Source organism: Streptomyces phyllanthi (assembly GCF_009377205.1).
GTDB lineage: Bacteria > Actinomycetota > Actinomycetes > Streptomycetales > Streptomycetaceae > Streptomyces > Streptomyces phyllanthi.
In genome coordinates this window covers 1-13,600 of sequence record NZ_VJZE01000244.1, presented here as the reverse complement: position 1 = coordinate 13,600, position 13,600 = coordinate 1, and the positions used below count along the sequence as shown (strand labels likewise).

7 protein-coding genes are annotated in these 13,600 nt (G+C 69.2%); 5 read left to right on the top strand and 2 right to left on the bottom strand.

The genetic code is table 11. From position 1 onward, the window contains the following. The 3 genes from FNH04_RS28180 to FNH04_RS28170 form a co-directional block, all read left to right on the top strand. A partial coding sequence (locus tag FNH04_RS28180; RefSeq protein WP_152788602.1) for a polymorphic toxin-type HINT domain-containing protein occupies positions 1-6,035 on the top strand: 6,035 nt, incomplete at its 5' end. Between the two features lie 188 nt (positions 6,036-6,223). Then, the gene (locus tag FNH04_RS28175) at positions 6,224-6,550 is read left to right on the top strand and encodes a hypothetical protein (protein WP_152788601.1); all 327 of its coding nucleotides are present in this window, start codon (positions 6,224-6,226) and stop codon (positions 6,548-6,550) included. 86 nt (positions 6,551-6,636) lie between these two features. Beyond that, positions 6,637-7,488, top strand: a complete 852-nt coding sequence (locus FNH04_RS28170; RefSeq protein ID WP_152788600.1) for an SDR family oxidoreductase — start codon at positions 6,637-6,639, stop codon at positions 7,486-7,488. A gap of 45 nt (positions 7,489-7,533) precedes the next feature. Here FNH04_RS28170 and FNH04_RS28165 read toward each other — a convergent pair whose 3' ends face one another. Together FNH04_RS28165 and FNH04_RS28160 are read right to left on the bottom strand one after the other, a co-directional pair. Beyond that, complete coding sequence (locus tag FNH04_RS28165; protein WP_152788599.1) at positions 7,534-8,088, bottom strand: hypothetical protein; 555 nt, start codon at positions 8,086-8,088, stop codon at positions 7,534-7,536. 89 nt (positions 8,089-8,177) lie between these two features. Further along, a complete protein-coding gene (locus tag FNH04_RS28160) occupies positions 8,178-9,716 on the bottom strand; it encodes an MFS transporter (protein WP_152788598.1) in 1,539 nt (512 codons plus the stop codon). 516 nt (positions 9,717-10,232) lie between these two features. On the opposite strand from FNH04_RS28160, the gene FNH04_RS28155 reads away from it, so the two are divergent. Next, entirely contained in the window at positions 10,233-11,021 is a 789-nt protein-coding gene (locus tag FNH04_RS28155) for an ABC transporter ATP-binding protein (RefSeq protein WP_322724059.1), read from the top strand. Beyond that, positions 11,018-13,597 (top strand): ABC transporter permease, encoded by a 2,580-nt coding sequence (locus FNH04_RS28150; protein ID WP_152788597.1) that lies wholly within the window; start codon positions 11,018-11,020, stop codon positions 13,595-13,597. The genes FNH04_RS28155 and FNH04_RS28150 overlap by 4 nt, the downstream gene beginning before the upstream one ends. Positions 13,598-13,600: the final 3 nt, after the last annotated feature.

Below are 13,600 nucleotides of genomic sequence, written 5' to 3'. Positions count from 1 at the left end.
CCCCGGCGGGCCCGGCCCCGAACCTGTCCATCGGCTACTCCGCGCAGAGCGTCGACGGCCGTACCTCCTCCACGAGTGCGCAGCCGTCGTGGATCGGTGAGGGCTTCGACCTGCCGGTGTCGTACGTCGAGCGGGCGTACGGCAGCTGTGAGGACGACGGCCAGGACAAGAAGTACGACCAGTGCTGGAAGGAGGACAACGCCTCCCTCGTCCTCAACGGCAAGTCGACGCCGCTGGTGAAGGGCTCGGACGGCAAGTGGCGCCCGAAGAGCGACGACGGCGAGCGCGTGGTCCTCGACACCGGCGCGGCCAACGGCGACGACGGTGACACCGGAGACAAGGGCGACAAGGGCGAGTTCTGGACGGTCACCTCGACCGACGGCACCCAGTACGTCTTCGGCAGGAACCGCCTGCCTGGCTGGAGCTCGGGCAAGGCCGAGACCAACTCGGTGTGGACGGTCCCGGTGTTCGGCGACGACTCCGGTGAGCCCGGCTACTCCTCCGGCGACTCCTTCTCCGGCCGCGCCAAGACGCAGGCCTGGCGGTGGAACCTCGACTACGTCGTGGACCCGCACGGCAACGTCATGACGTACTGGTACGACAAGGAGACCAACCACTACGCGAAGAACGGCACCACCGGCAACGGCACCGAGTACGTCCGCAGCGGCTGGCTCAAGCGCATCGACTACGGCCAGCGCACGGACACGATCTTCTCGACGACCCAGCCGGCCGCCGCGCGCGTGAAGTTCACGGTCGCCGAGCGCTGCCTGCCGGTGTCGGGCGGCGAGACGTGCGGTTCCCTCGGCTCCTCCAACCGCAACGCCTGGCCGGACGTTCCGTTCGACCAGATCTGCAAGGCCGACAAGCCCTGCACGGACCAGCCCAGCCCGTCCTTCTTCAGCCGCAAGCGTCTGACGGACGTCACGACGCAGGTGTACGACGGCTCCGGCACCGGCGCGGACAGCGACTACCGCAGCGTCAACTCCTGGCATCTGGACCAGTCGTTCCCCGACCCGGGTGACGGCTCGGACGCGGGCCTGTGGCTGGAGTCGATCCAGCGCACCGGCAAGGTGGGCACCGACGCCTCCCTGCCCTCGGTGAAGTTCAGCGGCGTCCAGCTGCACAACCGCGTGGACAGGACCGGCGACGACGTGGCGCCGTTCATCAAGTGGCGCGTCCGCACGGTGGTCTCGGAGACGGGCTCCAAGCTGACGGTGAACTACTCCAAGGAGGACTGCGTCGCGGGATCGGACGTCCCCTCCGAGCTGGACGCGAACACCCGCCGCTGCTACCCGGTGAAGTGGATCCCGCCGTCCAACCCGACCCCGGGCACGGACCCGAAGCCGCGCACGGACTTCTTCCACAAGTACGTCGTCACGCAGGTCACCGAGTCCGACCCGTACGGCGGTGCTCCGCTGAAGCAGACGGACTACAGCTACAGCGGCGGCGGCGCGTGGGCGTACGACGACGAGTCGCCCATCACCAAGGCCAAGTACCGCACCTGGAACATCTGGCGCGGCTACCAGAAGGTCACCACGACCACCGGCGAGCCCTCCGGCACCCGCTCCAGGACCGTGTCCCTCTACTACCGGGGCATGGACGGCGACAAGCAGTCCGGCGACACCACCCGCAAGGAGACGGTCACCGACTCCAAGGGCGTAGAGAAGACCGACTCCGAGCAGTTCGCGGGCCAGCTGCGTGAGCAGATCACGTACAACGGCGTGGACGGCGCCGAGACCAGCGGCACCATCAACACGCCCTGGTCCCGGACGACCGCCACGGACAAGCACTCCTACGGCACCGTCAACGCGTACATGGTGCGCACGGCCTCCTCGGTCACCCGCACCCCGGTGACCGGCGGCACCGCGCTGACGTCGACCAAGTCGACGACGTACGACCCGACGAGCGGTCTCCCCCTGAAGGAGGAGACGGACGCGGCGGGTGAGAAGGACTGCGTCATCACGGAGTACGCCGTCAACGAGTCGGCCTGGATCCGGTCGCTGCCCAAGCGGACGGAGCAGGTCTCCACCGGGTGCGACGCCACACCGAAGCGGACCGGCGACCCGAAGACGACCGACGTGATCGCGGACGTGCGGAGGTCGTACGACGGCCAGGCGTACGGGAAGGCGCCGACGAAGGGCGACGCGACCCGTGAGGAGCGCGTCACCGGTTACCGTGCCGACGGCACCGCCGTCCTCCAGACCGTCACCACCGCCAAGCACGACGCCCTGGGCCGGCTCACCGACAGCTGGGACACCAAGGGCACCCGGACCAACCACGCCGAGTACACCCCGGCCGCGGGCGGCCCACTGGCCAAGCTGACCGAGACCAACGCGCGCGACCACACCACCACCACGGAGTTCGCCCCCGACTGGGGTGTGCGCACCACCACGACCGACCCGAACGGCAACCGCACGGAACTGGCGTACGACAGCTTCGGCCGGCTCACCGACGTGTGGCTCGCCGACCGCGACCGCGGCGCCGGACAGTCGCCCACGCACAAGTTCGAGTACAAGGTCCAGAACACCGACGCGTCCTGGGTCGCCACCAAGTCGCTGAACAACGACGGCACCTCGTACCGCACCGAGTACGCCATCTACGACGCGCTGCTCAGGCTGCGCCAGACCCAGGCGCCCGCCGCGTCCGGCACGGGCCGCGTCATCACCGAGACCAAGTACGACACGCGCGGTCTGACCGTGTCGACGTCGGCCGACTACATCGACACCACCGCCCCCTCCGGCAAGCTCGCCGACCTGCTGACGGCGGCCCCCGCCGGCACGGAGACGGTGTACGACGGCGCCGGTCGGCCGGTGATCGAGAAGGTCCTCACCCACGAGAAGGAGTTCTCCCGCACCACCCACACCTACAACGGCGACACCACCACCGTGGAACCGCCGGCCGGCGCTCCGGCCGTCCGCGAGAAGGTGGACGCCCGCGGCCGGCTGGCCGAGAAACTGGAGTACGACGGAAACAAGGCGACCGGTTCCTTCAGCCGCCTCACCTACGGCTACGACCACGCCGACCGGCTCACCTCCGTCAAGGACGACGACGGCAACACCTGGTCGTACGGCTTCGACTTCCTGGGCCGGCGGACCAGCACCTCCGACCCCGACGCGGGCGCCGGCTCCTCCGAGTACAACGACCTCGACCAGGTCGTCGCGACCACCGACGCCCGGCAGAAGACCGTCGGCTTCACCTACGACCTGCTCGGCCGGACCACCGGCAAGCTCGACGGCAGGGTGCCGGTCGTGAACGGCGAGCCCGCGCCCGAGGACGCCAAGTACCTCGCGCGCTGGACGTACGACTCGATCGCGAAGGGACAGCTCACCTCCGCCATCCGCTACGTCGGCGGCAAGGCGGGCAGCATGTACGCGGTCACCAACGCCAAGTACGACAAGATGTACCGGGTCCTGAACGAGCAGTACACGATCAGCAAGACCGAGGGGGCCCTGTCCGGCACCAACGACACCTGGACCATCACCAACGCCTACAACCTCGACGGCACCCCGCAGAAGCGGACCATCCCGGCGATGGGCGGTCTCGGCCAGGAGGTCCTGGAGTACGGCTACACCGAGCAGCGCATGCCGGACACCCTCAAGGGCCTCACCGGCATCGTCCAGAACACGGACTACCTGCCGGCCGGTGAGCAGATCCGCACCACCCTGGGCGTCTCCTCGACGGCCGACTGGACGGAGATCAACAGGTCGTACGAGACCGGCACCAAGCGGCTGGCCCGCCAGAGCGTGGTGTCCGAGACCCACACCGGCACCGACGCGGACGTGTACTACCGCTACGACCCCGCCGGCAACCCGGTCGAGATCGAGGACAAGGCCACCAGCCCCACCGACCGGCAGTGCTTCACCTATGACGGCCACCGCCGGCTGAAGACCGCCTGGACGACCACGGCCGACTGCGCCACCGCGCCCGGCACGAGCAACGTGGGCGGACCCGGCAAGTACTGGCAGTCGTTCACGTACGACAGCGCCGGCAACCGCAAGACGGCCACCGACCACCTGTCCGGCGAGAGCACCTCGTACGTCTACAAGACGGCCGACCAGCCCCGTCCGCACGCCCTGGCCTCCACCGAGACCACGAAGGACGGCAAGGTCACCGCCACCACCGGCTACACCTACGACAAGTCCGGCAACACCGACCTGCGGACCGTCGGCGGCAGGACCCAGGACCTCGACTTCAACGCCGAGGGCAGCCTGGAGAAGGTCACCGAGGCGGACAGCACCACCACGGAGTACCTCAACGACGCGGGCGGCAACCGGCTCATCCGCCGCGACGCCACCGGCACCACCCTCTACCTGGGCGAGACCGAGCTGCGGCTCGACAAGGCGAGCGGCAAGGTGTCGGCGACCCGCTACTACGTCCACGGCGGCGAGACCGTCGCGGTGCGCACCACCGCGGGGCTGTCCTGGATCGCCGGTGACCACAACGGCACGGCGAACGTCCAGGTCGACGCGGCCACCCAGAGGGTCACGCGGCGTCAGATGAAGCCGTTCGGCGAGGACCGGGGCACGGCCGCCACCGCGTGGGTCGGCGAACGCGGTTTCGTGGGCGGCGTCGAGGACCCGACCGGTCTCACCCACCTGGGGGCGCGCGAGTACGACCCGACCACGGGCCGGTTCCTCAGCGTCGACCCGGTCGCGGACCTCAAGGACCCGCAGCAGGTCAACGGGTACGCCTACAGCAACAACAACCCGGTCACCTTCTCGGACCCCGACGGCAAGTTCTTCTTCGCGCTGATCGCGCTGATCATCGCCGCCGTCAAGCTGATCATCGCGTACCTCAACTACGTCAGCAGCAGGTCCTCCGGCTCCAACGGCTCCGGCGGCATGTCCACGATGGGCAGCGCCAACTACGCCTCCTCCTCCGGCGGTGGCGGCAGCGACTGTCCTCTGGTCCAGCGGAACTACGGCCTGTGCGACAACAAGGAGCCGGCCGATCCGAGAGCCGAGGGGTCCGTCAAGGACTTCCTGGCGGGCGCCGGGCACAACCTGATCGCAGGCGTCGAGGCCATGTCCGAGCTCGCCCCGGGCTGCTGGTTCGAGGACTGCAGCGGTGCCACCGACATGTACGACGACTTCGTCGAGGGCAAGGGCGTCGACGAGGACTCCCAGGCGTACGACGCGGGCGACGACGCGGCCGAGGCGGCGGGCTGGCTCACCGGGGTCGGCGGAATCTTCAAGTCGATCGCCAAGAGGTTCCTGAAGAACAGCGGCAAGAAGACGGCGAAGGACGCCGAGGCGCCGGATTCGAAGCCGGAGTCGAAGCCCAGGTGCAAGTGTTTCCTCGCGGGCACCGACGTCCAGATGGCCGACGGCTCGACCAAGGACATCGAGGACCTCGAACTGGGCGACGAGGTCCTCGCCACCGATCCGAAGACCGGTGAGACCGGCGCCCGCAAGGTCACCCGCCTCATCGTCACGGACGCCGACAAGCACTTCAACGAGCTGTCCATCGCCACCGAGGACGGTGTCGAGAAGCTCACGGCGACCCACGAGCACCCGTTCTGGTCCCCGTCCGAGAGGAACTGGATCGCCGCGGGCGCCCTCGCGCCGGGCATGACCCTGCGCACCGACGAGGGCGACACCGTCGTCGTCACCGGGAACCGCGCGTACGACGACCATGTCCGCACCTACAACCTCACCGTCGCCGACCTGCACACGTACTACGTGCTGGCGGGTGACACCCCGGTACTGGTGCACAACGCCGGGGGTGACAACGCACCTCCGAACATCGTCCTGCAGCGGATTCAGGAAATCCTGGCGGGGCAGGCGCAGCCAAGGCCGAACCAGGCCGGCAACGGCCCTGACAGGTTCGAGGTGCGCACGGGCGGCCAGAACCCCACCTCGGGCGCGCACAAGCGAAAGTGGGGCCCTTCGGCGCCGGGCGCCAACGATTCGGCGTTGATCTACGACATGAATGACGGCAAGAACCGGTACCGGATTCTCGTGAACAGGTTCGGTGACATCGGCTGGGTGGACCATCACAACTACAACAACATCAGGACGTACAAGCCGTGCTAGTACGTCGAGAGATTCGCCTGACCTCGTCGGGTGAATGAATCGTCGGTGATTCGCATGAGGTCGATCGGGCGTACCGGTCGGCCTCATGCGTCATGGGGCCGCAGTCGCGCCTCGTGCATACATGGCCGGGTTGATGGCGGGACATCGGTTGTCGTTCCCGCGTGAAAATGAGTATTCGGGAGGCTGGAGTGGAGCGGATCACTGAGGACCAGATCGCGCGGCTGGTCACGTTCGTGTACGCCAGGATCTCTGACGCGGATTCACTTCAGGAAGAAGGGGCTCGCCGCATGGTCACCGCCCTCCGTGTGATGGCGGACAAACAGGTCGCGGCTGTTCGTTATTACCGGGCCTCTCCTTCCGACGGCACGGGGGCGGTCGAGGTGCATGCGATTGCCTCATGGAATCTTCTGGTCTCTGTCGCGCACATCTGGCGGGACCACTCGGAGTTTCCGGCCGATGCCGCGATGGAGACGTTCGAGTTCGATGCCGAGGATCCGCTCAGGCCGGCACCGTGAACGTCGACGCTCGCGACACGCCTGCGTGGCGCTGCGTGCCCCCGGTGCGATGCGAAAGCAGTCGCCTCGCGGTTAACCTCATGCGCATGACAGCCAGGGTGCGCCCCGTGGACTTCCGTTCCGCGCATGTGATCGTGACCGGAGGGTCGAGCGGTATCGGCCTGGCCACGGCCCGGCTGCTCGCGGGGCGCGGGGCGAAGGTGTCGCTGATCGCGCGGGGGCGGGAGCGTCTGGAGGCGGCGGGGAAGGACCTGCCGGCCGCCGTGAGGGCGGCCGACGTGGCCGACCAGGCGGCCCTCACCCGTGCCATCGCCGAGTTGGAGGCGGAGCAGGGGCAGCCCTGTGACGTCCTGGTCTCCTCCGCCGGACTCGCCCGCCCCGGGCACTTCCTGGACCTGCCGGACGAGGTCTTCCGGCAGATGATGGAGGTCGACTACTTCGGGACGCTGTACGCGCTGCGGGCCGTCGCCCCCGGCATGGTGGAGCGCGGGCGGGGGAGTGTCGTCGCGGTGTCGTCCGCCGCCGGACTGATCGGGATCTTCGGCTACAGCGCGTACGGGCCCGCCAAGTTCGCCGTACGCGGGCTGATGGAGTCCGTGCGGGCCGAGCTCACCCCGCGCGGGGTGCACGTCGGGGTCGTGTTCCCGCCGGACGTGGACACCCCGCAGCTCGCCGAGGAGAACCAGTGGAAGCCGGAGGAGACGCGGGTCGTCGGCGGGACGATCAAACCGCTCACGGCGGAGAAGGTCGCGGCGTCGATCGTGGCGGGCATCGAGCGGCGCCGCTTCGCGATCTGCCCGGACACGGGCACACGGGCGCTGGCGCGGTTCGGCAGCGTGCTGATGCCGTTGCTGAACCGCGAGTTCGACCGGAGGGTGAGGGCGGTCCGCGGGGCGGACGGGAAGCTCTCGGCCGGCGGGGCGGCAGGGAACCCCTGACCGCCACGGTTCATCCACCCTCACGTTGCCTGCCGGGGCACTGGCTCAGCACTTCTGGTTGGCCTTCAGCTTGAGCACGACGAGCTGGACCTCGGTGCGGTCGAGTTCGGCGCGGGTGAGATCGCCGCGGCTGGTCCACCGGCTCGTGTCGAACCTGATCGCGTACATGGCCTTGGGCCGGTCCGGGACCGACGTCCAGATCACGCTCATCATCCGGAGCTGGTCGTCGTACGGCATGTCGCCGGGCTCGGCGAGCTCCGGGTAGGCGGCTGTGACCTCGGCGTACGTCGAACCCGGACCTATCCCTTCGGGCGTACGCACGTTGTCCGCCGTCAGCGAGGAGATGCCGAGCCTTCCGGACCAGCCGACGACGATGCCGTTCTCGCCGGTGTACGACATACAGGCGTCCGGATTCTCCTTCCGGCGCTCGAACTCACCTGTCCGCTCGGCTTTTTCGAGCGTCATCCCCACCTTCAGAGGGCCGATCCCGTCAGGGCCGAGGACCCGCTCCGGCGGCTGCGAGGTGACGGTCGGCACCGTCGGCGTTCCCGGGCCTCCGATCGAGACGGTGCAGGCCGACAGCGCGGCAGCGGCGGTCAAGGCGCAAAGGGCAGGGCCGAGCGTCCGTATGTTCACGTGTGCGTGTTCCCCCTTGGTGGTCGGGCGCGATTGTAGGCGCCCCCGCCCCCTCAGTCCCCGGGGTTTTTCAGCACCGGAAACCGCCTGGGCGCCACCAGCAGGAGTACGAGGAACGCGAGTGCCGCCGCGCACGCCGCGCCCAGGTAGACCGCGTGGACCGCGTCCGCCACCGCTCGCCGTACGTGGTCCGAGGCGGCGCCCGAGTCGAGGGCTCGGGTCACCGAGTCGAGGTCACCCGCGCCGCCCAGCCGTGCGGCCAGCACCCCGTTCGCCACCGCGCCGAAGAGGGCCGCGCCCACCGTCTGGCCGGTCTGGCGGCAGAAGAGGACCGAGGCCGTGGTCGTGCCGCGTTCCGCCCAGCCGACCGTGGACTGGACGCCCACGATCAGCGGGAGTTGGAAGAGGCCCAGGGCGGCGCCCAGCAGCAGCATCAGCAGGGCCGGCTGCCAGGCCTCGCCGGGGTAGGGCAGGAGAGGGAACGCGGACAGGAGCAGCGCGGCCGCGCCGATGCCCAGCATCGCCGTGTTCCGGAAGCCGATCCTGCGGTACACGTGCTGGCTCAGCGCCGCCGACACCGGCCAGCTCAGCGTCCAGACGGAGAGCACGAAGCCGGCGGCCATGGGCGCGAGACCCAGTACGGACTGCGCGTACGTGGGGAGGAAGACCGTCGGGGCGACCATCACGAACCCCAGCGCACCCAGGGCGAGATTCACCGCCGCGATCGTACGGCGTCGCCACACCCAGCCCGGAACGATCGGTTCCGCCGCCCGGCGTTCGATGGCCACCAGTGCCACGGCCAGGGCGAGTCCCGTGCCCAGCAGGGTGAGCGAGGGCCAGGACAGCCAGGGCCAGGCCACCCCGCCCTGGACGATTGCCGTCAGCAGGGCGCCTCCGCAGGCGAACACCGTCAGCGCCCCCGTCCAGTCGATACGCGGTCGGGGGCCGTCCGTGGGGCGCTTGGGCTCGTGGAGGTGGCGGGCCAGCAGCCAGAGCGTCACCGCTCCGAGCGGCAGGTTGATGAGGAAGATCCAGCGCCAGTCGGCGTAGGCCGCGAGGACCCCGCCCAGGGCCGGGCCCGCCACCGCCGAAGTCGCCCAGACCGTGGAGAGTCTGGCCTGGATGCGCGGGCGCTCCTCCAGCGGGTACAGGTCGGCGGCGAGCGTCTGCACCGTGCCCTGGAGCGCGCCGCCGCCCAGGCCCTGCACGATACGGAAGGCGATGAGCGCCGCCATGTTCCAGGCGAGGGCGCAGAGCAGGGAGCCGAGGAGGAAGACCGCGGCGCCCGCGATGAGCACCGGCTTGCGGCCGAAGGTGTCGGAGAGCTTGCCGTAGACGGGGAGCGTGACCGTCACGGCCAGCAGATAGCCCGAGAACAGCCAGGAGAAGACGGAGAATCCGCCGAGGTCGCCGACGATCTGGGGAACGGCGGTCGACACGATCGTGGAGTCCAGCGCGGCCAGCCCCATGGCCAGCATGAGCGCGGCGACGACGGCCCCTCGTCTGTCGGTTCCGGTGCGCTGCGGGATGTCGCGGGTCGCGGGTCTCGTCTCGCCCAGGGGGTCGCCCACCGGAATCCTTTCCCTCTGCATCTATCTGCTGGTGCCAGCATTCCACTTGAGCCTTACGCAGCGGGAGGGTGGACGCTGGGTGGACCGGTCGGCGGACCGGACCCTGAGATCCGCTCCATCCGGCGGTGGAGATCCCTTAGGGGTAGCTCCGTACTGCGGCGGGGGGACGGGTCGTACCGCCGGAGGAGGAGACGGGGGAGAGGCGTCCTTAACCTGGTTTTACGTCGCTGGGGAGCGGTCGGGGCGTACGGGGGTCGTACGGACCGCAGGTTCGGGGGTGGGGTTTTCCCCAGCAGAAGACGGGTCTCGGCACCAGCGCGCCGGACCGTCTTCGGGCGCCAGACTCATAGCCGTACCGCACGAGCACGACCACAAGCACGAGCGCGACCACAAGCACGAGCGAGCACCAGCGCGAGCACGAGTAGCGCGTACCGAGCGCCGGCAGCACGTACCGGACGCCGAGCACCGAGAAGCCATCAGCGGGCACCGAAGCGGAACCTTTCGTCTCTCACCGCTGACCGACATAGGAGACATACCGTGACATCGGCTGTGACCATCACCAGGCACGGGGGTACTGGAGGGCGTACGGCCGTTGCCGCGCGGGCGCGGCAGGTCGTGAAGGCGTACGGGTCCGGTGAGACCCGTGTCGTCGCCCTCGACCACGTCGACGTGGACATCGCCCGCGGCCAGTTCACCGCGATCATGGGCCCCTCGGGGTCCGGCAAGTCGACGTTGATGCACTGCCTCGCCGGGCTCGACACCGTGACGTCCGGTCAGATCTACCTGGACGACACCGAGATCACCGGGCTCAAGGACAAGAAGCTCACGCAGCTGCGCCGGGACCGGATCGGCTTCATCTTCCAGGCGTTCAACCTGCTGCCGACGCTGAACGCGATCGAGAACATCACGCTGCCCATGGACATAGCGGGCCGCAAGCCCGACAAGGCGTGGCTCGGGCGGGTCGTCGACACCGTCGGGCTCTCCGACCGGCTCAGGCACCGGCCCACCCAGCTCTCCGGCGGCCAGCAGCAGCGCGTCGCCGTGGCGCGGGCGCTGGCTGCCCGGCCCGAGATCATCTTCGGTGACGAGCCGACCGGCAACCTGGACTCCCGCGCGGGAGCGGAAGTGCTGGGCTTCCTGCGGCGGTCCGTCGACGAGCTCGGCCAGACCATCGTGATGGTCACGCACGACCCGGTGGCGGCGTCGTACGCGGACCGGGTGCTGTACCTGGCCGACGGGCGGATCGTCGACGAGATGCACAAGCCGACGGCCGACCAGGTCCTCGACCGTATGAAGGACTTCGACGCCCGGGGGCGCACGTCATGACCGTCATGAAGACCTCCCTGCGCAACTTCTTCGCGCACAAGGGACGTATGGCGCTGTCCGCCATAGCCGTCCTGCTGTCGGTGGCCTTCGTGACGGGGACCCTGGTCTTCACCGACACGATGGGCACCACGTTCGACAAGCTCTTCGCGGCCACGGCCTCCGACGTCACCGTCAGCGCCAAGGGCGCCTCGGACACCGGTGAGACCCGGGCCGACAACGGCAGGCCGCCGGTCATGCCCGAGTCCGTCCTGGGCACGGTGCGCGGGACGGACGGCGTGAAGTCGGCCGAGGGCACGGTCTTCTCGACGTCGGTGACCGTCGTCGACGCGGACAAGGACAGCCTCTCGCCCACGAGCGGCGCCCCGACCATCGTCGGCAACTGGAACGCCAACGACGCCCGCACCATGAAGATCTCCTCCGGCAACGCCCCGCGCGGACCGGACCAGATCATGGTCGACGCCGACACCGCCGACAAGCACCACCTGAAGCTCGGCGACGAGATAGGCGTCATCACGGCGGTCGGCACGCACCGGTCGAAGATCTCGGGCATCGCCGACTTCCAGGTCACCAACCCGGGCGCCGCGATCTTCTACTTCGACACGAAGACCGCCCAGGAGGCCCTGGTCGGCGAGACCGGCGTCTACACCAACGTCAACGTGACCGCCGCGTCCGGTTTCAGCGACGCGCAGGTCAAGAAGAACGTCGCCTCGGCGCTGGACAAGGGCTATCAGGTCCAGACGGCCAAGGAGGTCGCGGACGCCAACGCCAAGGACGTCGGCGAGTTCATGGGCGTGATGAAGTACGCCATGCTCGGCTTCGCCGGGATCGCCTTCCTCGTCGGCATCTTCCTGATCATCAACACCTTCTCGATGCTGGTCGCCCAGCGGACCCGTGAGATCGGCTTGATGCGGGCCATCGGCTCCTCGCGCAAGCAGGTCAACCGTTCCGTGCTCGCCGAGGCGCTGCTGCTCGGTGTCTTCGGCTCGGTGCTCGGCGTGGGCGCGGGCGTGGGCCTCGCGATCGGGCTGATGAAGCTGATGGGCGCCACCGGCATGAACCTGTCCACCGACGACCTCACCGTCGCCTGGACCACCCCGGTCGTCGGCCTCGTGCTCGGTGTCGTCGTCACCGTGCTCGCCGCGTACCTGCCGGCCCGCCGGGCGGGCAAGGTCTCGCCGATGGCCGCGCTGCGCGACTCCGGGGCACCGGTGGACGCCAGGGCCGGTGTCGTACGGGCGGTGCTGGGCCTGGTCCTGACGGGAGCCGGTGGCTTCGCCCTGTACCTGGCGGCCCAGGCCGACAAGGCGAAAGAGGGCTCGATGTGGCTGGGCGGCGGTGTGGTGCTGTCGCTGATCGGCTTCGTCGTCATCGGTCCGCTGCTCGCCGGCGGTGTGGTGCGGGTACTGGGCGCCGCGGTGCTGCGGATCTTCGGCCCGGTCGGGCGGATGGCCGAGCGCAACGCGCTGCGCAACCCGCGCCGTACGGGCGCCACGGGTGCCGCGCTGATGATCGGCCTCGCGCTGGTCGCGTGCCTGTCCGTGGTGGGGTCCTCGATGGTGGCCTCGGCGACGGACCAGCTCGACAAGACGGTCGGTACGGACTTCATCATCCAGTCGGACACCGGTCAGCTGATCACGCCGCAGGCGGTGCAGGCGGTGAAGTCGGCGGAGGGCCTGAAGGGCGTCACCGAGTACAAGTGGACCGAGGCCGACTTCACCACTCCTGACGGCGAGACGCTCAAGAAGACGGCGATCACGGCGGCCGACCCGAGCTACGCCACGGACCTGGCCACCGAGACGGTCGCGGGGAACCTCAAGGACGCCTACAGGCCCGACTCCATGTCCGTCCACGAGGAGTTCGCCAAGGACCACGGCATCAGCCTCGGCTCCAAGATCTCCGTCGCCTTCCAGGGCGGCTCGACGGCCCGTCTCACGGTCCGTGCGATCACCAGCAGCGACGTGGTCATCGACCAGGGCGCCATGTACACGGCCATCGACACGATGGCGAAGTACGTCCCCGCCGACAGGATGCCGCTCGACACGCTGGTCTTCGCCTCGGCGAAGGAGGGCCAGGAGGCGGCCGCGTACACGTCGCTGAAGGCCGCGCTGGACGACTACCCGCAGTACAAGGTCCGGGACCAGACGGACTACAAGGAAGCCCTGAAGGACCAGATCGGCCAGCTCCTGAACATGATCTACGGCCTGCTGGCACTCGCGATCATCGTCGCGATCCTGGGTGTGGTGAACACCCTGGCCCTGTCGGTGGTGGAGCGGACGCGGGAGATCGGCCTGATGCGCGCGATCGGCCTCTCCCGGCGCCAGCTGCGGCGCATGATCCGCCTGGAGTCCGTGGTGATCGCCCTGTTCGGCGCGCTGCTGGGCCTGGGCCTGGGCATGGGCTGGGGCGCGACCGCCCAGCAGCTCCTCGCACTGGAGGGCCTGAAGGTCCTGGACATCCCGTGGCCCACGATCACGGGGGTGTTCCTCGGCTCGGCGTTCGTGGGGCTCTTCGCGGCGCTGGTCCCGGCGTTCCGGGCGGGGCGGATGAACGTGCTGAACGCGATCGCGACGGAGTAGCCA

Coding starts and splice junctions, on each gene's coding strand:
- FNH04_RS28170 (WP_152788600.1), top strand. CDS start 6,637: ATGACAGCCAGGGTGCGCCCCGTGGACTTCCGTTCCGCGCATGTGATC.
- FNH04_RS28160 (WP_152788598.1), bottom strand. CDS start 9,716: ATGCAGAGGGAAAGGATTCCGGTGGGCGACCCCCTGGGCGAGACGAGA.
- FNH04_RS28150 (WP_152788597.1), top strand. CDS start 11,018: ATGACCGTCATGAAGACCTCCCTGCGCAACTTCTTCGCGCACAAGGGA.